This is a genomic window from Haloferax gibbonsii ATCC 33959 (assembly GCF_000336775.1).
Taxonomy (GTDB): Archaea; Halobacteriota; Halobacteria; order Halobacteriales; family Haloferacaceae; genus Haloferax; species Haloferax gibbonsii.
On record NZ_AOLJ01000028.1, the window covers coordinates 55,610 to 79,848 of the forward strand.

18 protein-coding genes are annotated in these 24,239 nt (G+C 65.4%); 9 read left to right on the forward strand and 9 right to left on the reverse strand.

Translation table 11 applies throughout. The annotated features are described in order from the left end of the window. Positions 1-150 precede the first annotated feature (150 nt). Positions 151-747 (forward strand): SprT-like domain-containing protein, encoded by a 597-nt coding sequence (locus C454_RS18385; RefSeq protein ID WP_004977941.1) that lies wholly within the window; start codon positions 151-153, stop codon positions 745-747. A 32-nt stretch (positions 748-779) separates the two neighbouring features. Here the strand turns inward: C454_RS18385 and C454_RS18390 are convergent, their stop codons facing one another. Then, entirely contained in the window at positions 780-974 is a 195-nt protein-coding gene (locus C454_RS18390; RefSeq protein ID WP_049905292.1) for a hypothetical protein, read from the reverse strand. 403 nt (positions 975-1,377) lie between these two features. Between C454_RS18390 and C454_RS18395 the strand changes: the two genes are divergently transcribed. Then, positions 1,378-2,067 (forward strand): DUF1028 domain-containing protein, encoded by a 690-nt coding sequence (locus C454_RS18395; protein ID WP_004977943.1) that lies wholly within the window; start codon positions 1,378-1,380, stop codon positions 2,065-2,067. Positions 2,068-2,112: 45 nt separating this feature from the next. On the opposite strand, the gene C454_RS18400 is transcribed toward C454_RS18395, so the two are convergent. From C454_RS18400 to C454_RS18415, 4 genes are read right to left on the reverse strand one after another with little or no spacing between them, the layout of a single operon-like run. Further along, a complete protein-coding gene (locus tag C454_RS18400; RefSeq protein ID WP_004977944.1) occupies positions 2,113-4,266 on the reverse strand; it encodes a dipeptide ABC transporter ATP-binding protein in 2,154 nt (717 codons plus the stop codon). Then, the gene (locus C454_RS18405) at positions 4,263-5,162 is read right to left on the reverse strand and encodes an ABC transporter permease (protein WP_004977945.1); all 900 of its coding nucleotides are present in this window, start codon (positions 5,160-5,162) and stop codon (positions 4,263-4,265) included. The genes C454_RS18400 and C454_RS18405 overlap by 4 nt, the downstream gene beginning before the upstream one ends. Further along, positions 5,162-6,121, reverse strand: a complete 960-nt coding sequence (locus tag C454_RS18410; RefSeq protein WP_004977946.1) for an ABC transporter permease — start codon at positions 6,119-6,121, stop codon at positions 5,162-5,164. The genes C454_RS18405 and C454_RS18410 overlap by 1 nt, the downstream gene beginning before the upstream one ends. Positions 6,122-6,136: 15 nt before the next feature. Next, positions 6,137-7,810, reverse strand: coding sequence for an ABC transporter substrate-binding protein (locus tag C454_RS18415; protein WP_004977948.1), 1,674 nt, complete (start codon positions 7,808-7,810; stop codon positions 6,137-6,139). A 422-nt stretch (positions 7,811-8,232) separates the two neighbouring features. Between C454_RS18415 and C454_RS18420 the strand changes: the two genes are divergently transcribed. Together C454_RS18420 and C454_RS18425 are read left to right on the forward strand one after the other, a co-directional pair. Continuing rightward, positions 8,233-9,480 (forward strand): Zn-dependent hydrolase, encoded by a 1,248-nt coding sequence (locus C454_RS18420; protein ID WP_004977951.1) that lies wholly within the window; start codon positions 8,233-8,235, stop codon positions 9,478-9,480. Positions 9,481-9,881: 401 nt separating this feature from the next. After that, positions 9,882-10,697 (forward strand): IclR family transcriptional regulator, encoded by an 816-nt coding sequence (locus C454_RS18425; protein WP_004977952.1) that lies wholly within the window; start codon positions 9,882-9,884, stop codon positions 10,695-10,697. A 913-nt stretch (positions 10,698-11,610) separates the two neighbouring features. Here the strand turns inward: C454_RS18425 and C454_RS18430 are convergent. Then, positions 11,611-12,372 (reverse strand): universal stress protein, encoded by a 762-nt coding sequence (locus tag C454_RS18430; protein ID WP_004977954.1) that lies wholly within the window; start codon positions 12,370-12,372, stop codon positions 11,611-11,613. Then, complete coding sequence (locus C454_RS18435; RefSeq protein WP_004977956.1) at positions 12,365-13,834, reverse strand: APC family permease; 1,470 nt, start codon at positions 13,832-13,834, stop codon at positions 12,365-12,367. The genes C454_RS18430 and C454_RS18435 overlap by 8 nt, the downstream gene beginning before the upstream one ends. Before the next feature lie 203 nt (positions 13,835-14,037). Here C454_RS18435 and C454_RS18440 point away from each other — a divergent pair, with 203 nt between their 5' ends. After that, on the forward strand, positions 14,038-15,288 hold the full coding sequence (locus C454_RS18440) for a tyrosine-type recombinase/integrase (protein WP_004977958.1): 1,251 nt from the start codon (positions 14,038-14,040) through the stop codon (positions 15,286-15,288). 596 nt (positions 15,289-15,884) lie between these two features. Here C454_RS18440 and C454_RS18445 read toward each other — a convergent pair. Further along, a complete protein-coding gene (locus C454_RS18445; RefSeq protein ID WP_004977961.1) occupies positions 15,885-16,349 on the reverse strand; it encodes a DUF1269 domain-containing protein in 465 nt (154 codons plus the stop codon). 224 nt (positions 16,350-16,573) lie between these two features. After that, entirely contained in the window at positions 16,574-17,830 is a 1,257-nt protein-coding gene (locus tag C454_RS18450; RefSeq protein WP_004977962.1) for an AI-2E family transporter, read from the reverse strand. A 539-nt stretch (positions 17,831-18,369) separates the two neighbouring features. Between C454_RS18450 and C454_RS18455 the strand changes: the two genes are divergently transcribed. From C454_RS18455 to C454_RS18470, 4 genes are all read left to right on the forward strand, one after another. Further along, positions 18,370-19,740: a TIGR00341 family protein gene (locus C454_RS18455; RefSeq protein WP_049905294.1), complete on the forward strand. Its 1,371-nt coding sequence runs from the start codon at positions 18,370-18,372 to the stop codon at positions 19,738-19,740. A gap of 69 nt (positions 19,741-19,809) precedes the next feature. After that, entirely contained in the window at positions 19,810-21,138 is a 1,329-nt protein-coding gene (locus C454_RS18460) for a metallophosphoesterase (RefSeq protein ID WP_004977965.1), read from the forward strand. Between the two features lie 72 nt (positions 21,139-21,210). Beyond that, positions 21,211-22,050, forward strand: a complete 840-nt coding sequence (locus tag C454_RS18465) for an ion transporter (protein WP_004977966.1) — start codon at positions 21,211-21,213, stop codon at positions 22,048-22,050. Positions 22,051-22,127: 77 nt separating this feature from the next. Beyond that, positions 22,128-23,798, forward strand: coding sequence for an MFS transporter (locus C454_RS18470; RefSeq protein ID WP_004977967.1), 1,671 nt, complete (start codon positions 22,128-22,130; stop codon positions 23,796-23,798). The last annotated feature ends 441 nt before the right edge of the window (positions 23,799-24,239 follow it).

Sequence of the window (24,239 nt, forward strand, 5' to 3'; positions counted from 1 at the left end):
CCATACCCGTACCCCACCTGCACCCACACCCGTACCCCACCCGCACCCACACCCGTACCCCACCCGCACCCGAACCAACACCGCTCGTCGGCGACCGCGCGGGTGGGCACAACACACATATCGGCTCGCTCCGAACCACGGCCCGAAACCGTGGGACACGAAGACGGGAGCCTCGGCGGGTACGACGCTATCGAGACCGGCGACGAGCTGGTGAGCTGGTCGCGGACGTACTGCCGCCGCGCGGCGAGCCACTACGACTTCACCGTGGACTTACACCGCGTCCGATGGGAAGTGTCTACTCGCGCGAAACGGCGGGCTGCGGCCGTGAAGACACCGAGCGTCGACGACGCGAGGGTCGGGGAGCCGAGGCGGTGGACCGGCACGTCGTCGCAATCGGCCGAACTCGACGCCGCGCCCACGTGTACCATGTCGCTGTCGTGGCGGGCGTTCGAGTCGTTCGACCGCGAGGAATGGACGGCGACGCTCCGGCACGAACTCGTCCACGTCGAGCAGTTTCAGGCGTTCGGCGCGACCGACCACGGCCCGGCGTTCAAGCGCCGCGCCGAGGCGGTCGACGCGCCGGTCCGCGTCCGCCGGTTCGCGGAGCCGAAGTACACCCTCACCTGCGAGGCCTGCGGCGCGGACGTCGCCTACCGCTACCGCGAGTGCAAACTGGTCCGCGAGTCGGCCGCCTATCGCTCCGCCTGCTGCGAAGCGCCGCTCGACTGCAGAGAGCGCGAAGAGTAGCGGGCGAAAACCACGTTCCGAGCGGCGAACGACTACCGACTCGGCGGGTGCGCCCGGGCCTCCCGAATCGCCACGAACGCGACGACGAGGACGAACACGAGCGCCAGGAAGAACTCGACGCCGGGAACGGTTCCGGCGACGGCCCAAACGTACACGTCCTCCGCACCGAGGATGACGAACAGTCCGAGGAGAATCACCACGCCGGTTCGACCGATGCCGAGTCTCATACGTTCGTCTTGCCACCGCGACAACATAAGCCTTGGATTCGACTGCCGGCCCGCGAGACGGTCGGTATTGCCCACCAATACAAATACTGCACCGCAGCAGAGCGTCTCCCGAATTAGCTTTTCCGCTCAATCAGAAGCTGGGGTGACAATGCAATCATTCACGACCGATTCAAAAACATCCGAATAGGAAAGTCCGATAAATAAGAAATAGCGTTCAGCAATAATTTATATTGTTTGCAATACTATCTCGGCAGTTGCGAACGGGAAGAGCGCCGAATCCGGTGCGAGACTCGACAGAGTCCTAACTGTTACGCCGCACTCGGACACCACCCGCGTCTCCGTTCCGCCCCGCGAGAGGGAGAGTATTTACCGCGCGAGCGTGACCGAAACGCAGTACCGAACCATGCGACACGTCCCAGGAACCTTCTCGATAGCGGCGCGCGACCCGGACGCGAACGTCTTCGGCGCGGCGGTGACGACCGGCACGGTCGCCGTCGGCGCGACCTGTCCCTACGTGAGCGCCGGCGGCGCGGCGGTCACGCAGTCGTACACGAAGACCGAACACGGCCGCGACGCGGTCGCCCGCGCGGAAGCCGGCGAGCGCATCGACGACGCCTTCGAATCCCTCCTCGACGCCGACGACCACGCCGCCTATCGGCAGGTCCACGGCGTCGGCGCGGCCGGCGAGTTCGCCTTCACCGGCGGCGAGTGCGTCTCGTGGGCCGGCCACCGCGTCGGCGACGACTACACCGTCGCGGGCAACATGCTCGCCGGCGAGGCGGTCGTCGAGGCGACCGCCGAAGCGTACGAGTCCGCCGACGGCGACATGGCCGACCGACTCGTCTCGGCGCTCGAAGCCGGCGAGGCGGCCGGCGGCGACGACCGCGGCGAGATGAGCGCCGCGGTGCTCGTCCACGCGCCGACGCCGGAGTTCTACCACAACCTCCGGGTCGACCTCTCCGACGAACCGGTGTCCGACCTCCGCGACCTGCTCGCGGAGGCGCGGCGCGCGAAAGACCAGATTCGCCGCGAGACGGACGCGCAGTTCGGCGACTACCCCGACGAGATTCTCGACTTCGGCGTCAAGTACTGAACCGGCTTCGGCGCTAAATACTGAGAAGAGACCGCGCGGGCGGATTCAGTCCGAGTCGGCCGGACTGGTCTCCGCGCGCTTCGACGGCGTGATGAACGAGTCACGCTGGCTCATCTCCTCCTCCGAGAGGTGACAGGAGATGTAGTGGTCCGCGCCCCCGACCGATTCGAGCTCCGGGAGCTCCTGCTCGCAGACGTCGCCGATTTTCTTCGGACAGCGCGTCTGGAACGGACAGCCCGACGGTGGGTTGATGGGACTCGGAACGCTCCCCTCAAGCAAGATGCGGTCCGTCTCGCGGTCCGGGTTCGCGTGGGGGACCGCCGACAGGAGGCTCTCCGTGTAGGGGTGGAACGGCGGCGAGAACACCTGCTCGATGCTCCCGAACTCCGCTATCTTCCCGAGGTACATCACGGCCACGCGGTCGCAGATGTGCCGGATGACGCCGATGTTGTGCGAGATGAACAGGAACGAGATGTTCTCGTCTTCCTGAATCTCGTTCAGGAGGTTGAGAATCTGCGCCTGCACGCTCACGTCGAGCGCCGAGACGGGCTCGTCGCAGACGATGAGCTTCGGTTCGACGGCGAGCGCGTGCGCGATGGCGACGCGCTGTTGTTGTCCCCCGGAGAACTCGTGGGGGTACTTGCTCGCGGCGGCCCGCGACAGGCCGACGCGTTCGAGCAGGTCGCCAACTCGCTCGCGCTTTTCCTCGCCGGTGGCGATGCCGTGTTTCTCCATCGCGCGCCCGACGATTTGGCCCACGGTCTTCCGCGGGTTGAGCGAACTCTGAGGGTCCTGGAATATCATCTGCATCTCGCGGCGCAGACTCCGAATCTCCGAGGAGCCGAGCTCGTGGAGCGGCTGTCCCTCGAAGTACACCTCGCCGTCGGTCGGTTCGAGGAGCCGGAGCGCGGTGCGAGCGACCGTGGACTTCCCGCAGCCGGACTCGCCGACGAGCCCGACGGTCTCGCCGGGATAGACGTCGAAGCTCACGTCGTCGACGGCCTTGACGTGCCGCCGTTCGACCGTCGGCAGGCCGCCGCCCTCCCACGAGAGGTGGACGTTGCCGAAGACGCCCTCGCCGGCGTTGAAGTACTTCTTCAGGTTCCGCACCTCGAACAGCGGCTCGCCGCTGCGGTCGATGTCGCGGCGGCCGGCCCCGGATTCGGGGACCGTGCTCTCCGAGAGGTCGAGGTCGGCGGCGTGGAGACACGCCGCGCGCGAGGAGTCGTCGCCGACGGAGTCGAGCGACGGGTCGCCGCCGGTCCGACACGCCTCGGTGGCGTGGGGACACCGCGGCGCGAAGTTACACCCGCTCGGGAGGTTCCCGAGGTCGGGCATCGCGCCGTCGAGCGTCGGCAGTTCGTCGTAGTCGGTGTCGACCTCCGGGATTGAGTCGATGAGCGCGCGGGTGTAGGGGTGTCGCGGGCGGTCGAACAGGTCGCCGAGTTCGGCCGTCTCCACGAGGTTCCCGGCGTACATCACGCCGACGTGGTCGCACGTCTGGGCGACGACGCCGAGGTTGTGGGTGATCATCAGCACGGCCGTCCCCTCGCGCTCCTGCATCTCGTTGAGCAGGTCGAGAATCTTCGCCTGCGTCGTCACGTCGAGCGCGGTGGTCGGCTCGTCGGCGATGATGAGGTCCGGCTCGCAGGAGAAGCCGATGGCGACGAGGACGCGCTGGCGCATCCCCCCGGAGAACTCGTGGGGGTAGTCGTCGATGCGTTCTTCCGCGTCGGGGATGCCGACGTCGTCCATCGATTCGATGGCGAGCTGGCGTGCCTCTGACTTGGAGACGTCCTGATGGCGGCGAATCGTCTCCGTGATTTGCTCGCCGACGGTCATCACCGGGTTGAGCGACGACATCGGGTCCTGCGGAATCATCGCGATGCGGTTGCCGCGGATGTCGCGCATCTCGGCTTCCGTCTTCTGCAGGAGGTCTTCCCCGTTGAAGACGACCTGCCCGCCGGTGATTTCGCCGGGCGAGTCGATGAGGCGCATGAGCGACCGCGCCGTCACGGACTTGCCCGCGCCCGACTCGCCGACGAGACCCATGGTCTCGCCGCGGTCGAGCGAGAACGACACCTCGTTGGAGGCGACGATGGGGCCGGCGTCGGTGCGGAACTCGGTTCTGAGTCCGCGCACGTCGAGCAGCGGGCCGTCGTCGGCCTCGCGGTCGGTCGCGGTGGTTGGTGCGCTCATTCTATCGCCTCCACTTTGGGGTCGAGCACGTCACGCAGTCCGTCGCCGAGCATGTTGAACCCGACGACGGCGATGCCGATAGCCAACGCGGGGAACAGCAACATCCACGGCGCGGTCTCCATGAAGCCGCGACCGGTGTTAATCATCAGCCCCCACGACGGCCGCGGCGGCTGCGCGCCGAGGCCGAGGAACGACAGGCTCGCCTCCGCGAGGATGGCGAACGAGACGTTCAGCGACCCCTGAACCAGCATGGGAGCCATGCAGTTCGGGAACACCTCGCTGAAGACGATGCGCGAGTCGCTCTCGCCGCGGGCGACGGCGGCCTCGACGTACGCCTCGTTGCGCTCGGCTAACGCCGCGCTCCGCGAGACGCGGGCGATGTACGGCGTGTAGACGAACGCCAAGGCGATGACGACGTTACTCAACTCCGGGCCGAGGACGACGAGCAGGGTGAGCGCGAGCAACACCGGTGGGAACGCCATCGCGGCGTCCATGACGCGCATCAGTATCTCGTCGGTCAGGCCGCCGGCGTAACCGGCGACGACGCCGACGACCGCTCCGACCGCGAGCGCGCCGGAGATGGCTCCGAAGCCGACGTACAGCGAGATTCGGCTCCCCATGACGACGCGGCTGAAGATGTCGCGGCCGAGGTCGTCGGTGCCGAACGGGTGTTCGACCGACGGGGCCTGCGAGCGGTCTTCGATGTTCGTCGCGTCGATGGGGTACGGCGCGATAATCGGCGCGAAGATGGCGACGAGCACGAGCAGCACCACGATGGAGAAGCCGAGCATCGCCTTCGTGTTGCTGCGGAACTTCCGAACGAACCGGGCGATGCGGTCGCGCTGTGACTGCGTGATGGTGAAGCGACCGCGGTCGGTCTCCTGTTCGGTCGCCATCAGTCGTCACCTCCGTAGCGGATGCGCGGGTCGAAGTACGCGTACAGCAGGTCTGCGGCGAAGTTCGAGAACATGTAGATGAGTGCGACCACGAGGATGCACCCCTGAATCAGGGGGATATCGCGGCTCTGAATCGCGGTCAGCGTCAGCCGACCGATGCCGGGCCAGAAGAACACCTCTTCGAGCACGACGACCCCGCCGAACGCGTAGCTGAACTGGAACGCGATGACCGTGATGACGGGGATGATTGCGTTCTTGAGCGCGTGTCTGAGGACGATGACCCGTTGGCTCATCCCCTTCGCACGCGCGAGATTGATGTACTCCTCGCTGAGAACCTCCAGCATCGACGACCGGGTCATCCGCATGATGTACGCGGTGAGCGCGAAGCCCATCGCCCCCGCGGGGAGGACGAGTCGCGTGAGCGACCCGACGAGGTCCTCGCTCGGGGAGACGTACCCCCCGGTCGGAAAGAGGTTCAGCCAGACGGCGAACACCAGGATGAACACCAGTCCCCACAGGAATATCGGCATCGAGATGCCGACGAAGGCGAACATCGAGGCGCTCACGTCGGGCGCTTCGTTCTGGTTGACGGCGGCGTAGACGCCGAGCGGGACCGACAGCACGACGGCGACGAGCGTCGCGGCGACGGCGAGCATCATCGACCGGGGCAGGCGCTCGGCGATGAGTTGCGCCACGGGCTCGCCGAATCGGAGCGATTCGCCCATGTTCCCCTGGAGGAGCCCGACGACCCAGTCGATGTACTGCACGTACAGCGGGCGGTTGAGTCCCAGTTGGGTTTGGAGCGCTTCGAGCGATTGTTCGGTCGCGTTGGGGCCCAAGATGAGCAGGGCCACGTCACCGGGCAGGATGTTGGTGACGGCGAAGGCGATGAGCGTGACGAAGAACAGCGTCACCGCCATGAACCCGACGCGCCGAAAGACGTAGTTGTACATCGACATTGTGTGGAATCTCTGTTAGCGGTCGAGCCAGTTGTCGCCGAACTGCAGCGTCGACCCGTCGGGCGCGCCGATGTCGCCCTTGTACTGCGAGGCGGCTCCGTAGAGGCTCGGCTGCCACCACAGGAAGAGGTGGCCGGCGCGGTCCTCGTGGAGAATCTCCGTCGCCTGGTGGTAGAGCTCGGCGCGCTCCTGTTCGTCGTAGATGGTGCGCGCCTCCTCGACGAGCGCGTTGTAGTCCTCGTTCACCCAGTTGGTGAAGAAGAACGCCCCGTTGGGGTGCAGGAACTTGTAGAACGACACGTCGGGGTACCAGAGCGCGAGGTAGGAGCTCGTCGTCGCCTGGAAGTCGCGGTTGGAGTAGACGTCCGAGAGCCACGTGCTCCACGTGATCTGCTGGATTTCGAGGTTGATGCCGACCTCGGCGGCGTCGGCTGCGATGACCTCCGCGGCCTGCACCTGCGTCGGGTAGGACTGCGGAATCTTGAACGTCGCCGTGAAGCCGTCGGACATGCCGGCGGCGTCGAGGTGCTCCTGTGCCTTGTCGAGGTCACGCGGGCGCGGTTCGATGTCCGGGTTGACCCACGGGCTGCCGGGCGTCGCCGGGGACGCCGTGGTCTGACCGGTGCCGTAGAGGGCCGCCTCGGCGACCTTCTCCTTGTCGATGGTGTAGTCGAGCGCGAGGCGGGCGTCCTTGTTGTCGAACGGAGCCACGTCGCAGTTCAGGCCGAGGTAGACGAGCGATTTCGGGAACTGCTTTTCGAACCGAACGTCGGGGGCCTGCTCGACGCGGGAGACGTCCTTCGGCGCGATGCCGTTGATGAAGTCGTACTCGCCGGCGAGGAACGACTGGAGGCGGACGCTCGGGTCCGGCACCTCGCTCTTGACGATGGTGTCGATGAACGGGCCGTCCTCGTCGGACGCGCCCCAGTAGTCCTCGTTGCGCGACATCGTGAACGAGGTCTCGATTTCGCGGCTCTCGAACACGTACGGGCCGGTCCCGATGGGTTCTTCGACCATGTCCTTCTCGGCGTTCTCGGCGGGCATGACCGACAGTTCCGCCGTCGCCATCTTCGCGAGGAACGGCGCGAAGGGTTCGGTGAGTTGGACTTCGAAGGTGTAGTCGTCGGGGGCGCGAAGCTCCTCGACGTAGTCGAAGAAGCCGGTGGCGAGGTAGTCGCCGTTCTGGACGCGCTCGTAGCTCGCCAGCACGTCCTCGGAGGTCATCTCCTTGCCGTTGTGGAAGGTGACGCCCTCCCGGAGGTTGAACGTCAGGACCGTGTTGTCGTCGGACTGCTCCATCGACTCCGCGAGGTGCGGCTGGATGGAGTAGTCGTCCTGCAGCGCGACGACTTCCTCGTAGATGTTCTCCAGAACGCGCTTGGAGGCCGCCGAGGTGTCGATGTGCGGGTCGAGCCCCTGCACCGGCACCGCGCCGCCCCACTGGAGCGTGCCGCCCTGCTTCCCGCCGCTCGCGGCGGTCGTGTCGGTGCTCTCCGTGTCGTCGCTTCCGCCCGAGGAACCCGAATCTTCGGTCGTGCTGTCGTCCGAACCGCCGCCCGTACACCCGGCGAGCGCCACCGCGCCGGTCGTCGCCGCCGCCCCGAGGAAGGTACGGCGGTCGAAACGACTGCGACGCGTGCCGTCGCCGGTGCTGTCGGAGGAGTCGCTCCCCTTGCCATTCTCTTGCATACAGTCGCTCAAATCCGTTACTGTGTGATAAAAATTGTGGTTATGTGAGTACAATCCCCATATCGAGACGGTGAAAATGTAATATCAGAGACTGTTCCGAGCGCCGAGCGCGATGGAACTGTAGAATGACCAATTCTATCCCGTCTCTATGCGTGATTACTCCACGTATGTCAACCCCCTCGTCGCAAACGACGGCCCGCATCGGCGTCCCGCAGGTCGCGACGACCGAACCGTCGCCGACGCGCGTCCTCGAACGTCGCCGATGTGCGCCCTCGAACGACACGGGCGGTGGGCAGAGTCCCAGAACCCACATCCAGCGCGCCGTGCCTGCTGATTTCGGGGAGTTCGCGGCCGCTCGGTACTGTCACGCATGTGACCGAATTCCAAACAGTAAAATAGGGTTAGTCACGAATCCGGGAACCATGCGAGTCAATCAGCAGCGACTCCGCAGCGACATCGAGTCGAACGCGGAGTTCGGGGCCGTCCCGACGGACGAGGGTCGGGGGCGGACGGTCCTGAGCGGCAGCGAGGCGGACCGGCGGGCGAGAGAGTTCTTCTGCGAGCGCCTCCGGGACGCCGGTCTCTCCATCACCATCGACGAGGTCGGCAACATCGTCGGTCGGTGGGTTCCCGAGAGCGCGGACCCCGACGCGGCCCCCGTCGCCACGGGAAGTCACCTCGATTCGGTCCCCGAAGGCGGCATCTTCGACGGTCCGCTCGGCGTCTACGCGGGGCTGGAGAGCGTCCGCGCGATGCAGGACGCCGGAATCGAACCCGTCCGACCCGTCGAGGTCGTCAACTTCACCGAGGAGGAGGGCCAGCGGTTCGGCGGCGGCCTCATCGGGTCGGCGGTCGCCGTCGGCGAGTTGAGCGTCGAAGAGGCCCTCGACATCGAGGACGCCGACGGGATTCCGCTCGGCGACGCCCTCGCTGACATCGGCTACCGAGGCGAAGGGCGCGTCGACGCCGCCGACTGGGACGCGTGGATAGAACTTCACATCGAGCAGTCCGAGCGCCTCGAAGACGCGAACGTCCCCGCCGGCGTCGTCACGAGCATCGTCGGTCTCTCCCGGTGTGCCGTCGAAATCACGGGCGAGGCCGACCACGCCGGGTCGACGCTCATGGACGACCGGTCGGACGCGCTCGCCGCCGCCAGCGAGTTCGTCCTCGACGTGGAGCGCGCGACGACCGAGCGCAACGAGGTCTCGGAGACCGCGGTCGGGACCGTCGGCAAACTGGAGGTCTCGCCGAACGCGCCCAACGTCATCGCCGGGAAAGTCGCCCTGACCGTCGACATCCGCGACGTGGCGTACGACTCCATCGAGTACGTCATCGACGAGGCGGAGGCGAGCCTCGACCGCATCGAGGCCGAGCGCCCGGTCGAGGCCTCGCTCTCGCACCCGTGGGACCGCAAGCCCGTCGAGATGAGCGAGCGCTGCCGCGCCGCGCTCCACGACGCCGGGACCGACGCCGACCTCGAAACCCTCGACCTCCACTCCGGGGCCGGCCACGACACCATGCACGTCGCGGCCGTCACGGACGCCGCGCTGCTCTTTGCCCCCTCCCGCGACGGCATCTCGCACAACCCCCGCGAGTGGACCGACTGGGAGGACTGCGCCGACGCGACTCGCGTGCTCGCCGGCGCGCTCGCCGACCTCGCGACCGAGTGACGGAACCGCCCGACTGACGACTGCTGTTCTCGGTTCCGCTCTCCGCGGACCCGCCCTATCGATGCGTTCGAATCGGCCGCCGCCCGCCGCGCCGCGACGACCGCATCGTCGAAACGTCAGCCACCACGATGCGCTATTCTCCGCCCAGTGTCCCTGAAACCCGTGTTCTCTCGCTGTGCGATGAGTCTGGAATCGGTCAGAGCATCGCGGTGTTTGTACAATGAGAACACGGTGTCTAAGTGGTCGAATTCACTCGTTTCGGCCACGTTACAGACGATATTCGAAATAAGAACCGCGCCAATTACGCTACTTTGCGGCAATCAGTGCGATTTGCCGGCGATTTCAGAAGTGACCGTTCGTCAAATACAAACACATATGACTTCGCGGCTTCGAACTTGACTATGGCAGACGAACACACGACCGGTTCGCCGCGGACCCTGAAGACGGTGTCTCGTGCGTTCGATGTCGTTCGGGCGCTCGAGGAGCTGGACGGCGCGCGGGTGACGGAGTTGGCAAACCATCTGGACCTCTCGAAGAGCGTCGTCTACAACTACCTGAGCACGCTTCGAGCCGAGAAGTTCGTCGTGAAGGAAGAAGACACCTACCGGCTGTCGCTGCAGTTCCTCCTCGTGGGCGAGTACGTCCGGTACCAGAACATCCTCTACCGCATCGGCAAGCCCGAAATCGAGGAACTCGCGGAGAAGACCGGCGAGTACGCGCACCTGGCGACCGAACAGCACGGGCTGGGCATCAACCTCTACAAGGTGAGCGGCGAGAAGGCCGTCGGGAGCGACTACCAGGTGAACAAGCTCCAGCGCGCCGACTACCTCCACTTCTCGGCGACGGGGAAAGCGATTCTCGCGCACCTCCCGAAAGAGCGCGTCGAGTGGATTATCGACCAGTACGGCCTGCCGGGCAAGACCGAGGCGACCATCACGACCCGCGAGGAGCTCTTCGAGGAGTTGGAGACGATTCGCGACCGGGGCTACTCGCTCAACGACGAGGAGGAAATCAAGGGCCTGCAGGCCATCGGGGCGCCGGTGACGAACCGTCACGGACGCGTCCTCGGCTCCATCAGCGTCTCCGGTCCGGTCCGCCGGATGAAACAGCCCGACTACCACGAGCAACTCATCGAGAGCGTCGTCAACACCGCCAACGTCATCGAAGTCAACGTCAACATGGAGGAGTCCGACGACGATTTCCCGACGTTCAGTTAGCGGTCCGCGTCGTCCTCAACGCTTCTGCGGCGGTATCGCCTTCGCGCCGACCGCGCGTCGATACGGTTCACAAACGGAGAACCGACGGTCTCGGCCGAGTCGCGGGCGAGTCGGAGACCGCTTCGGTACGATCGACGGGCCGAACGAGTCGCCAGTCCCCGAATCTCGGCGTCATGCTGTCGAAGCCGCGCTCGGCCCCTCGATACGGCTTGCCGGACGAGATTGACGTTTTCGAACGTCGGACGGTCAACGCGCCCCGAAAAGTTTCGAGAACGGAACATCTGAGAGACGACACACGACAACGAGTATCGCGGTGTATTGACCATATATGAACACAGTCAGGACATCCGTTAGAGAAGATACAACGATACGCCATATTACAGCTAGTTCCCCGTAGTTCTCGTCACTAGCGATACGCCTCACCGGAGGAACTGGCGGTGACTAACGCCCCGCAAACGACCCACACTACATTACATAATTACTGGTGTAATGAAAGTGCGAACGTCCACAGCAGTCGGATGTCGTTCGCGGACGACCGAGCCGGCCCGAGCGAGTCGCCGATGGGGGGACGCTCCGCGCCGACCGAGTGAGTCGAGGCGGGCGAGACCCGTCGGAGACGGTCGTCTGACCGAGATAGTGATTCAGTTATTTTGCAATAATAATCGATTCCGAATCGACTGTCGATTGTACTCTGGATTCGCGGGAGAATCACGTTCGACAGTCCCGGACACTGATATCAAATCATCAGCGCCCCACACCTACAAACAATTTGGAATTTGTAAAAATTGTAGAAATTTTTGTTCTACCTGTGTTTTGTGCAGCTCTCAGAACAGTCGGTACGAGTCGTGATAATTGGAATAATAGTACAATAGTATCCCGTGTCGGGCCGGAGACGTTCGAGGGCGAACCGCCCTCACTCCGAATCGTCGGTACCGCCGGCGTCGTCGGGTTCGGGGTCGAGCGGTCGCCGGACCACGAGCACCGGGGCGACGGTCTGCTCGGCGACCCGGTCGGAGGTCTCGCCGAACAGTCGGCCGCGGAGCGTTGGCTTCTCCTCGCCCATCACGACCACGTCGTGGTCGTCCGCGCCCTCGATGAGCGCCTGGAGCGGGTTCTGTGCGACGACGACGACGCGCGAGACGTGCTCGCGGTTGACGCCGAGGACCGCCAGGTCGTTCGCGACCTCGTCGAGGAGGGCTTCGCCGTCCGGGACCGCGCCGTCGTCTTCGACCGCGTGGAACAGCGTGAGTTCGACGTCTCCGCGCTTTCCGACCGCCGCGGCGACCTTGGTAATCGTCTCGAGGTTGATGGCCTCCTTTATCGGAACGATGACGCGGTCGATGGTCGGTGCGGGGTTCGAGAGTAGTACCGCGTCGCACTCCGCCTCCGTGGCGATGCGCTCCGTCGTCTGGTCCATATCGTGAGTGAACACGAGTCGCGTCTCGACGGTCGCACCGGCGGATTCGAACACCGAGACGAGTTCGTCGAGTTCCTCGCGGGCCTTCGGTTCGAACTGCTCTCTGGCCTGTTCGGGGGCCGTCTGCTCGGGTATCTCGTGGTACGCGAGCAGGACGACCGTCGTCTCCGAGAGGAGGTGAATCAGTTGGTCGGGAATCACTTGCCCCTCCAGTACCGCGACGGGGACGAGCACGCGAACGTCGGGAGCGTCACGCATCGGCGCTCACCCCCTTCAGGCGCACGTCTCGGGCGTAGACGAAGTACCACACCAGCGCGGCGAGCGCGACGACGACGCCCACCGCCTGCGAGAGCGGTTGCATGAACGCGACGAGGCTGAAACTCGCGAGCGCCCCGAGGACCGGGACGACGGGGTAGCCGGGGACGCGGAACGACGGGTCGTACCACGCGGGGTTCGAGCGACGGAGCCCGATGAGCGCCACGCAGATGAGCCCGTAGGTGACGAGGTGCAGGAACGACGCGACCTCGGCGAGTACCTCCGTCCGACCGACGGCGACGAGGACGACCGTCGGTCCGCCGACCAGCGCGAGCGCGACGTGGGGCGTCCCGTACCGGAGGTTGATTCGCGCGAGTTGCGGCGGGACCAGCGCGTCGCGGCTGAGCGCGTAGAGGGCGCGCGACGAACTGAGAATCGAGGCGTTCGCGCTCGACACCGTCGCCAAGAGCCCGGCGATGAGGATGGCGACCGCACCGGGGAAGCCGAGGTACGAGCGCGCGACCTCGACGATGGCCGTCTCCCCGAACGTGGCGAGTCGACCGCTCCCGAACGCGCCGGTCGAGACGAGGATGGTCACGACGTACAGCACCCCGACGACGACCACGGACCCGACCATCGCCAGCGGGAGGTTCCGCCCGGGTTTCGTTATCTCGCCGGCGACCGTCGCCACCTGTGCGAACCCGAGGTACGAGGTGAACACGAGCGCCGCCGTGGTGAAGATGCTGAGCGTCCCGTAGGGCATGAACTCCTCGGGGACGGTCTGACGGCCGAACAGCCCGAGCGTGTCGAGCGAGCCGTAGACGAGGAACACGAGGAGGATGCCGAGGAGCAGACTCACGATGCTGTTCTGGAGCTTCGTCGCGTTCTCGGTCCCGAACATGCTGAGAGCCGTCAAGACGACCCCGAAGCCGACTCCGAGGACCGCCACGAGCGGCAGGTCCGAGACCATCGACGCCGCACCCAACTCCGTCAGCACGGCGATGGCGTACTGCGCGAAGCCGACGAGGTAGAACGCCGAGGCGAAGACGAGCCCCAACCAGAGCCCGATGCCGACGACCGCGCCGAACGCCGAACCCATGCCGCGGGAGATGAAGTAGTACGCGCCGCCGCTTTTCGGCATCGCCGTGGCCAACTCGGAGGTCGGGAGCGCGACCAACAGCGCGATGACCGCCCCGAGCGCGAACGAGAGCGCGGCCGCGGGACCCGCCTGCCCGGCGGCGAGGCCGGGAAAGACGAAGATGCCCGCGCCGACCATCGTCCCGATACCGATCGCCAACCCGCCGCGAAGGCCGATCGTCCGCTCCAACTCGGTCCCGCTTTCGAGGACCGTCACCTCGTCGGCCGCGGCACCGACGTCGACCGCCGGGTCCGCGTCGCCGACCCGTCCCCCCTCGCCGGGCGGGTCCGCCTCGAGCACCGAACCGCCGTCGTTTCCATCGGACATTGTGGTTTCCTGTTATCGCGTCTCCCCAATATATCTACTACCCGTCATATTGAGGGTCGACGGGTCGGTCGGCGGGCACAACTCACCGACGCGCCGTCGGTCCCAGCGAGAGAAAGTGTTAATCCGTCCGCGGCACGCCCTGCATGCAGAACGATGGCGCACGGAACGCGACGCGGCGGCCGGTTCGCGCGGGGTGAGCCGCGGTGAACTGGTCGCGGAAGTCGCTCGACGAACTCGAAGCGTTCTACTGGGAGACGATGGCACCCGCGATGGACCGCGACGGGATGGACCCGACGCGGGACGTGCCGACCTACTCGTGGCTGACCGAACGCGGCTGGTCGGGCATCGCCTACGCGCTCCGCGAGAAACACGACCTCACGCCGCGGGAGTTCTTCGTCGGCGTCGTCGGCCTCGGCGACGAGGCGACCGACGAAGGCTACGACTGGGGTATCGACGACGACCGCACCGTCGAGGCGTTCGAGACGTACCTCGACATGCTCGAATCGCGGCGCGGCCTCGCGGACTCGACGCTACCGACCCGCCGGACTCACCTCGCGCGGTTCGCCCGGGTCTACCGCGACCGACACGGTTCGGCCGACCTGCTCTCACGACTGGACGACCGCGACGCCGAGCCCGACGAGATAGACCGCTGTCTCGCGGTCCTCGACGAGTTCGACGCCGAACTCGCCACCGACGGGACGAAGCTCAAGTACCTCCAGACGGTCCGGTCGTTCTACGAGTACCTCGTCGACTTCCGGCGCGCGCGGTACAACCCCGTCGGGAACGCCGCCAAACAGTTCCGCTGGGAACAGGGCCAGCCCGACAACCGCACGATGACCGCGGACCAAGTGAGCGACGTGTACGCCGTCGCCGACGACCTCGAAGACCGCCTGCTCGTCCTCGGACTCGCCGGCTGGGGGCTCCGCCCGAACGAGCTCGCGTCGCTCCGCGCGTCGCAACTCGTCCTCTCCGGCGGCGACCCCCACATCGCGTTCGAAGCGCGGAAGAACGGGCCGGGAACCGTCGCGCTCCTCTACGGCGTCGACGCCGTCGCCGCCCGCATCGACGCGCTCGCCGAGGACGACGACTGGAACGGCGCGCTGTTTCCCTCCTCGCGGGCCGCCTCGGGTCACATCGCCCGCGAGACGGTCAACCGCCGGTTCAAGCGCCTCGCCGACGAGGCCGGCGTGACCGTCGACGGCGAGGTCCCGACGGCGAAGCTCTGTCGGCGCTTCTGGTACACGGCCTATCAGGCGGCGGTCGACGAGATGCTCGCGCAGTTGGAGGGCGTCGCCGCCGACCAGGGGTCGAAGAGCGCCGACGTCGTCATGTCGAACTACCTCTCCGAGGAGCGCCGGCGGTCGTTCCGCCGGCAGGCGATGCGCGAGACGCTGGCCGAGGTGTTCGAATCGACGGACGAGTCCGTGTCCGTCGAAGAGCAGATAGCGCAGTAGCTGTCGGTTGCGCCGCGGCGCGTGCTCTGCGAGCCGGCGACGATTCGGAGTGAACACCCGTATAAACCACATGTCGCGATACACAACAATCGTGCGATGAGCCGAAGAGAGGAGTAACGTATTTCTGTACGAGAACGGCCCGGTGAGGGTCCAGAACGGCCAAACTGTTCAACGGCGGACACCCGTTCTAGACGACAACGACCCTTCGCGGCCGGGAGAAGCCGACAGATGACGCGATTATCGGAGGCCCGCGTTCCCCATACTGACGACCATCTAACGTTTTTGTTACACAGCTACCTTTGTAAAGTATAGTGAATCTCGTTCCGGGGACCAAGATACTGAAGAGCACCGGAACGTCCGCTTGAGTCGGGGACGCGGACGCCTCTCGCGCGTCTCCGAGAAAACCCCGAGCGAAATCGGGCGATTACGAGAGAATCGAGCCAACGGGCGGTTGCGGGGCGACCGCCGCCTGCTTCGACAGTCATGGGCGAAGCGCTCCGCTCCGCGCAGGCGCTCGCCACCCGTCGCACGTCGCGCCGTCAATCGAACACGGCGAGGCCACTATCGCGCCCGGTCAGACGGGAACGGGTTACCATCTATCCCGAAATTTCCTCGGCGGCGAACGCCTCACGGAGCCGGTCTTCGTCCTCGGGCGAGAGGTTCGTCTCGATGATCTCGAACTTGTCGTCGGACAGTTCCGCTCTGATTCGCTCCATCTGTGCGCCGCGGGACAGGAGGAACAGCGCGGAGTCGCCGGGTTCGACCGTGTTGGCGACCTCTTTGATGAACGCGTCGTCGATACCGATATCGGTGAACTTCCCGCTGAGCGCGCCCGTCACCGCCCCGACCGCCATTCCGAGCCAGGGCATCCAGAAGATGACGCCGATGAGGAGGCCCCAGAACGACCCGCCGAGCGCGCCCACGCCGACGAGGCTCTGGGCCTGTTTGACTTTCACCTGACCGTTCTCTTTTCGAACCGCGATAGCGGCGTCTTCTATCGTAATCAGTTCGCGCCGCTGGAGTTGGTACAGCTTCTCCCGCATGTTCTCCGCCCCGTCCATCGTATCGAACGCGAGTACTACTAGTGAACTCATCTATTCAACCCGGCTACACGTAAGCAGGAAAGCATAATAAACTGCATTTGTCGGGTCGCTGAGAGTCTCACGGACAGGAATTTGCTGGAGAATCGTGAGAACGAAACGGAGTAGAAACCCCGTGCAGAGAGGGATGGGCCCGCGCCAGCCGCCGTGGACACCAACCCCGTCAACTAGCCGCTCCCCAGTTCTCATTCGTCCACAGTCGGTCCGTCGCTCTCGACGGGGGCCGAAAGCGACTGGGTGCCTTCAGTCATCGAAATATCGGCGTCCCGAATTTTCGAGGGCGGCTTCGACGGTGTCTGCGCGCCCTCGGCTTGTCCGAGGCTGTCGGCGTCCACTCCCGACGGGTCGAGGAGCCAGGGGAAGAGTATCCGACCGAACTCGAACACCGCGACGAACAGGAGCGGTGCCAAGAAGATGCCGTACCAACCGAAGAGAAGCGGTCCGATGGTGTACGCGAGCATCACTGCGCCGACGTGGAGCGTCCGGCCGCTGACGTACGGACGGAGGAGTTGGTCGGGGACGTAGTCCACGATGACAAAGGAGACGGCGAAGAACGCGATGGGAAACCAGACGACGTCCGGGTCGAGCCAGAGTGCCCGTCCGAGGAGGTACGCGCCGACCGGCCACGTGACGAGCTTGATTCCGACGACCGGAATAAGGCTCGCCGCGCCCACGAGGAGGCCGAGGAACGCCGCCTCCGGGATTCGAGTGGCCGCGGGCGCGAAGACGTTGAGCAGGGAGTACGTCGTCGAGGCGAGCACTCCCGTAAGAAGCGCGTTCAGGATGTTTCCGAAGTAGACGTTGTGAAGGTCCCTGTCGACCCGAACGAAGTAGGCGTCCAGGTGGCCGTCCTCCTCAACGAACGTGTTTCGAGCCCACCGAGCGACGCGGTAGTCGTCCCTGAGCAGGTAGAAGACGATGATGAGGACGACGAACGCGTGGATACCCACGTTGACGGCGACACCGACCCAGCCAAGTATCGACCCGACGACGTCCCCGGCGAAGCTTCCGAAGTCGACGTCGGCGAGCCGACTCGGGTCTCTGATGACCGCCTCGGTGAACGCCCCCAGTTGGCTCAGCAGGGACGTGAGGTCGAGGTACGGCTGGACGAACGCCTCGACGTTTCCGAAGACGTCCGATTCGAGCAGGTCGTTCACCGACGTGACGAGGATGGTGAACGTCCAGCCGACAACGAACAGGAGCGGCAGCGCGACCGCGGTGAGCGTGAGAGCGACCGACACTGTGCGCGACTCGAACCGACCGTCGATGCGGCGTAGCACCGGGCGCGTCACGTAGTAGACAAACAGCCCCAAGACCACGCTGCCCACGTACCGCCACGCCACGTAAAGGAGACCGGTCACGGCGACGACGGTGATGAACCAGAGCGCCGCACGCTCGCGGTCGACCGCGGGCCACTCGACAGTCACGCTATCGATGGTCACGTTGATTCGCCCGAGTCGATTCGTATCGGGGGTATCGGACGCCGGTGAACTGGGACTGGATTCTTCGGCCATGGGACAGGTGTGAGACGGCAGTAACGGACGGTGTCGAGGACGCTGCGCGTGTCTCGCCTACGCGTGGGAGAATGCGAGGAGGTCAAATAGCTCTTTCTCGCGCCGTCTCTCGGCGACCTCCACGTCACCGGCGGCTGGCTGCCGCGGTTGAAGCGCCCGAATAGTCGGTCGGGGGCGACCCACGTCGCTATACTCGCCGCCCGCCAATCGTCCGAGCGCGGGCGACTGCGACGGAGCGAAACGAGTACGGGGAGTTCGTCAAGTGGTGCGCCGAACGAGTCGCGGACGCCGGTGTCGAAGGCGGGCTACTCCGACTGGGCGGCCGGCGAGTCAGTCCCGCCGAACGGGCGTTCATCGACGCTATCGGAGAGTCGCTCTCCGTCGACGACGCGTCGAGCGAGACAATCGAGTAAGCTATCCTATCAAAGCACTCATATTTTTTGTTCCCTCGTGACGTTGTAGCCCGTATGCGACTCGTTCAGGTGCTGATACCACAGGGGAGACGAGAGAGCGTGCTGGAGTCGCTCGACCAACAGGGAGTCGACTACGCCGTCTTCGAAGAAGTCGGACGGGGCGACTTCGAGGCGATGGTGCAGTTTCCGGTCCCGCCCAGCGGCGTCGAGACGGTGATGGAAGAACTGACGAACGCGGGCGTCCGAGACGACAGCTACACCATCGTACTCCCCACCGAGACGGTCGTTTCGCAGCGCATCTCGGCCCTGAAAGAGCGCTTTCCCGGTCTCAGAATCTCCCGCGAGGAGCTTCACGCCCGATCGGAGGACCTCGCGCCGGCGAATTCGACGTTTTTCAGCTTCTTGATACTCAGCACGATCATCGCCGCGACGGGCCTGCTGCTCGATTCCGCGGCGACGATTATCGGGGCCATGGTCGTCGCTCCGCTCATGGGACCGGCGGTCTCCGCGTCCGTCGGGGCGGTGCTGGCCGACCGACAGATGGCGTCTCGCGGCGTCGTCCTGCAGGTGTTGGGCCTCTTGGCGGCCATCGCGACGGCCGCGGTGTTCGGAGTAGTGCTCCAGGAGACGATACTCATCCCGCCGGGGCTCGACATCCAGTCGATTCCGCAGGTCGCCGAGCGAACCAGCCCGAACGTCCTGTCGCTGTTCCTGGCGTTGGGGTCGGGAATCGCGGGGGCGATAAGCATCATGCGTGGGTCCGGTTCGACCCTCGTCGGGGTCGCCATCGCCGTCGCGCTCGTCCCGCCGGCGGCGACGTCCGGCTTGGGGCTGGCGTTCGGTCTCCCGGGAGTCGCCGTCGCGGGCGCGGTGCTCGTCGTCATCAACCTCCTCGCAATCAACCTCTCGGCGCTGATTCTGTTCTACCTGTCGGGGTTCAAGCCGTTCGACACCGACCAACGGGAGCGGGTCAAGGCGTCTATCGCCTCCCGAATCGCCGTCATCGGGGTGGCTATCGCAGTCCTCTCGCTCGTCCTCGCCGGCGTGACGTACGCGTCGTTCCAGACCGCCTCGTTCGAGCAACAGACGCAGGTCGAACTCCAGCGACAGTTCGACGAGGCGGACATCGAGGGCGTCGAACTCGTCAGCGTCACGGTGGAGTACGAGCCCGCCGACCTGATTCTCGGGAACCAGCCGCGAGTCGACGTGCTGGTCGGGATTCCGCGCGACTTGCAAGCGCCGCCCGACCTCGCACAGCGGTTCGACGACCGACTGACCGAACAGTTCGACCGGGACGTGGTCGTCAGAGTCGGCTTCGTCGAGGCGCAGGTCTCCGACGACACGGCGACGAGAGCCTCGGTGAGTGGCTCCGCGTTCGACCGTACCGCGCGGTTCGACCGCACCACGCGGGGCCGCCATGCGTGAGCGAGGCGAACCGCGCGGCGTGAGCCGCCGCGGAAGGGTCTCGGCCCGAAACGGTCCGGAGGGCCGACCGTGACCGACTCGTACTACCTCATCAGCGACCTCCACATCGGCGGCGACGAGCAGCTGGGACGCGTCGATTTCCTCGACGAGCTACTGTCGTTCCTCCGGACGCTCGAAGCGAGCGACGAGGACGCCGAGCTAATCATCAACGGCGACGCGTTCGGGCTGTGGGAGTTCACCGACGTCGACGGGCTCGACAAGTTCGACGCGCTCGTCGACCGCTACCCGGAGCTGTTCGAGCAGTTCGAAGCGACCGGCGACCGAATTCCCATCACGCTCATTCCCGGCAACCACGACTACGAACTCGCCGCCTACCCCGAGTACGTCGACCGACTGGCCGAGTTCAACGTCACGCTCCGACAGGAGGTCTCGCTCACCCGAAACGTCGGCGACCACGTCCTCTACGTCGAACACGGGATGCAACGGGACCCGAACAACCGGATTCCCGACTTCGGAAACCCCTACGCGAACCCGCCGGGGTACTTCGTCAACAGACAGCTCACGAGTCGCGCCGGCAGGCTCTCCGAGCGCGGGAAGTTCAACTGGCTCAAGGACATTCAGGCGGTGACGCCGATGACGCAGATTCCGGCGTGGATGCTGTCCAACTATTTCTATCGGGAGATGAGCCCGTGGCTCAGGTACGTCTCGGCCCCGTTTCTCCTCCTGTTCAACGTCGGGTTCCTCTACGTGCTCGCGTTCGCGCTCGACGCGACGGGGCTCTGGTCGCTTCCGATGGACCTCATCGAGCGGTTCCTCGGGCTGTTCGGCCCGGTTGGGCTGCTGGTCGACGTACTGCTGACCGCGAACCTCGCCGTCACGTTACTGCTGATACTCGTCGCGATACCGCTTTTCGTCTTCGCCAGAGACGTCCGAAAGACGCTCAGACGGTTCGGCATCGACCAGCCGGACGAACGGGACTCGGCGGACACCTATCTGGAGGGCGCGAGGGCGCTGTTCGCGTCGGATCCGGCAGTCGCCGTGTTCGTCTACGGGCACACACACCGACCCGCAGTCACCGAAATCGACGGCAGAGTCGTCGTCAACACGGGGACGTGGTTGAAGCGACTGCGACGCGTCGAGTCCGCGTTCGGCGTCCTCCCCCCGGTCTTCTACTCGTGGTACCAACTCAACTACGTGCGCGTGTCCGCGACGGAAGACGGCGGTGTCGCCGTCGACTACGAACTCGTCGCGAAGCAAGCGCCGGACGAGGAGACGTGGTTCCAGCGACTCGTCACGCCCGCACCGAAGCGAGACGACGCGATTCCGCCGCGGACCGTCGTCCGACCGACGGGAGAGCCGAGCGAAGCGGACGCCGAGTCCGACCCGAGCGGACGCTGACGGCTCGACTCGACCCGTCGGGTGAGAGGTAACGACATATTGCTCGGCGAACATAACTGTGGCATGGCACAGATGTCCAGAGACCAAGTGTGGACGGTGGTCGACCCGGAATCGGAAAACCGGTGGGGCGAGCGGTTCAGCCGACTCGTGTTCCTCTTGGCTTCGGCGAACGTCGTCGCCGTCGTTCTGTCGACCGTGGAGTCGCTTTCGGTACGGTTCGGCGTCTACTTCGACGGCCTGCTCGTCGTCTCCATCGCCCTGTTCACGGTCTTGTACGTCGTTCGACTCTGGGCCGCCGGCTCCGACGCCCCCGAGTCTGGTCGGCACAGTCGGGTCGCGTTCGTCCGCGACCCCATCGCGGTCGTCGACTGCTTCGTCATCGTAACGTTCTGGGTCGGACTCCTCTTCGAGATACGGCTGTTCGAGTCGGGACTGTTCCGCGTCTTCTGGCTGGCTCGCGTCCTCAATCTCTCGTGGTTCAGGCGCTCGCGGGGGCGGTTCAAGCGGGTCATCGACGCACAGCGCTCCGACCTCGGCGTCGCGTTCAGCGGGGCCGGAATGCTGGTCCTCGTCTCGTCGACGCTCATGTACTTCGTCGAGGGGAACGTCCAACCGGAGGCGTTCTCGTCGATTCCGGAGACGCTCTGGTGGGGCGTCGTGACGCTCACCACGGTCGGGTACGGTGACGTGGTTCCCGTGACGCCGCTGGGCCGTCTGCTCGGGGCGGTGACCATGCTGGGCGGCGTCGCCTTCTTCGCGCTCCCGTCGAGCATCTTGGCCGCGGGATTTTTCGCAGAGCGAACGGGAGAGCGGATGCAACCGGGCGAACGGACACGGCCGGGAGAGGGACCGAGGTTCGAGTGGTGTCCGTACTGTGGCGAGTCGCTCGACGCGGAATCGTCTCACGGCTGAACCGAGCCGGCCGGGAGACCAGCGCCGCTCCGGTCTGTCAGAGAGATTTATTGAGTGAGGCGTGCTATCGAAGGGCAATGGACGCAGACGCGAACGCTCACGTTCTCGAAGGAGGAGGAGCGGCGGCGACCGGTTCGGCGGGAGGGTTGGCGTACTGGGGCCCCGCGGTGGCGGTGAGTCTCGCGATGTTCATCGGCGTCATCGATTCGACGCTCATGAACGTCGCGATTCCGTCCATCGTCGCCGACCTCGACACGACCGTCACGGTCGTACAGGGCGCGATTTCGTTCTACGCGATGGTCATGGCGGCGCTGATTCTTCCCGGCGGCAAGCTGTCGTCGATGTACGGGATTCGCCGACTGATGACCGCGACCCTACTCGTGTACGGCGTCGGGACGACGCTGGCGGCGCTGAGTTGGAACGTGGTCGTCCTGTACGTCGGCTGGTCGGTCATCGAGGGGGCCGCCGCGGCCGTGTTGCTCCCGCTGACGTTCACCGTCCTCCTCGTCAGCTACGAGGGCGCGGACCGGGCGAAAGCCCTCGGCATCCTCGCCGGGGTGAACGCGGCCGGGGCCGCGTTCGGGCCGCTTTTGGGCGGCGCGGTCACGACGTTCGCCAGCTGGCGATGGGGGTTCGGCGTCGAGGTACTGATCGTCCTCGTCGCGCTCGCGTTCGTCCGGTATCTCCCCGAGGAGTCCCTGAGCGAGACGCGGACGAAACTGGACGTCGGCGGGACGCTCCTCTCGGTAGTGGGGACGACCGCTCTCGTCGCCGGCGTGCTGCTGGCCGGGCGGTACGGCTGGATATCGGCCCGCCGGCCGTTCGCCGTCGGCGACGTTCGACTGGACCTGTTCGGCGCGTCGCCGACCGTCTGGCTCGTCGGCTTCGGAATCGTCGTGTTCGCGGCCTTCGTCCAGTACGAACGCCGCGTCGAGCGCGAGGGCGGGTCGCCCCTCGTGCCGGTCCGCCTCCTGTCGAACGGCCCGTTCACGGCCGGCATCGCCACGAACGCCGCGCGGTCGCTGGTCCTCGCGGGATTCATCTTCGTCGTTCCGGTCTTCCTCCAGTCCGGGGCCGGCTACACCGCGTTCGAGACCGGGGTGGCGATGCTTCCGTTCTCCGTCGCGACGTTCGTCGCGTCCATCTTCACGACCGACTGGCGGCGGTTCGTCGCACCGAAACTGCTGATTCAGGGCGGCGTCGTCCTCATGGGACTCGGCGTGCTCGCGCTCGTGTCGCAGACGGCGCTGGACGCGACGGTCGCCCAACTGGCGGTGCCGATGGCGCTCGTCGGACTCGGCCTCGGGCTCGTCATGGCACAGCTCATCGACATGACGCTCTCGTCGGTCGACCAGCGGGACTCGGCGGCGGCGTCCGGCCTCCTGAACGCGACGATGATGCTCGGCTACTCCTTCGGGACCGCTATCGTCGGCACGTACCTGCTCAGGGGGTTTTACGGCGGCGTCGTCGACGGGGTGTTGACCGCCGCGGGCGCGGGCGTGTCGGCGAGCGACCGAGGGGCGCTCGTCATCGCGCTCGAAGACGCCGCGGAGACGGCGACCAAAGAGACCCAGCGGGCGGTCCTCGACGGTCTCGCTCCGGCACAGCGGGAACTGCTGGCCGACGTGTTCGACGCCGCGATAGTGCAGGCACAGCGGGAGACGCTGCTGCTCCTCGCGCTGTTCGTGTTACTCGTGCTCCTCGTTTCGACGCTCCTCCCGGGCGGTGAGACCGACAGCGGACCGTGAGCGCAGCGGCACCGTTCTCCCGAGGGACTGAACGGAATAGACGTCCGCACGGCTCGACTTCAGACGGGGAGCCATCGATGGAACATCCGGCTAGCTAAAATCTTCAATTTGATAATTTTAATTTCAACAGTAGTGCGTGTTTTCCAAATTACCACTCACTATATGATAGTTCGTATTTCTGGAATGCAAGATAGAAACCCTGTATTGAAGTAGCAGAGGAAAAAATCGAGTTTCGTCACATATAATAGTGTCTACTATATACATTAGTCATAATTTCTCTTGCTCGTCTGCTGTAAGATTTACACCGTATATTCCGTTTTTATACGAAATTATTATATCTTCATCCAGACAGTCTGAATCGCCTAATTATCGGTGGTGAAACCGAATTCGGCAGGGAAATGACATCGAAGGGAACCACAGGGAAGGTTGCGACGGACAGGG

Coding starts and splice junctions, on each gene's coding strand:
- C454_RS18390 (WP_049905292.1), bottom strand. CDS start 974: ATGAGACTCGGCATCGGTCGAACCGGCGTGGTGATTCTCCTCGGACTG.
- C454_RS18395 (WP_004977943.1), top strand. CDS start 1,378: ATGCGACACGTCCCAGGAACCTTCTCGATAGCGGCGCGCGACCCGGAC.
- C454_RS18400 (WP_004977944.1), bottom strand. CDS start 4,266: ATGAGCGCACCAACCACCGCGACCGACCGCGAGGCCGACGACGGCCCG.
- C454_RS18405 (WP_004977945.1), bottom strand. CDS start 5,162: ATGGCGACCGAACAGGAGACCGACCGCGGTCGCTTCACCATCACGCAG.
- C454_RS18410 (WP_004977946.1), bottom strand. CDS start 6,121: ATGTCGATGTACAACTACGTCTTTCGGCGCGTCGGGTTCATGGCGGTG.
- C454_RS18415 (WP_004977948.1), bottom strand. CDS start 7,810: ATGCAAGAGAATGGCAAGGGGAGCGACTCCTCCGACAGCACCGGCGAC.
- C454_RS18420 (WP_004977951.1), top strand. CDS start 8,233: ATGCGAGTCAATCAGCAGCGACTCCGCAGCGACATCGAGTCGAACGCG.
- C454_RS18425 (WP_004977952.1), top strand. CDS start 9,882: ATGGCAGACGAACACACGACCGGTTCGCCGCGGACCCTGAAGACGGTG.
- C454_RS18430 (WP_004977954.1), bottom strand. CDS start 12,372: ATGCGTGACGCTCCCGACGTTCGCGTGCTCGTCCCCGTCGCGGTACTG.
- C454_RS18435 (WP_004977956.1), bottom strand. CDS start 13,834: ATGTCCGATGGAAACGACGGCGGTTCGGTGCTCGAGGCGGACCCGCCC.
- C454_RS18445 (WP_004977961.1), bottom strand. CDS start 16,349: ATGGACGGGGCGGAGAACATGCGGGAGAAGCTGTACCAACTCCAGCGG.
- C454_RS18455 (WP_049905294.1), top strand. CDS start 18,370: ATGCGACTCGTTCAGGTGCTGATACCACAGGGGAGACGAGAGAGCGTG.
- C454_RS18465 (WP_004977966.1), top strand. CDS start 21,211: ATGTCCAGAGACCAAGTGTGGACGGTGGTCGACCCGGAATCGGAAAAC.
- C454_RS18470 (WP_004977967.1), top strand. CDS start 22,128: ATGGACGCAGACGCGAACGCTCACGTTCTCGAAGGAGGAGGAGCGGCG.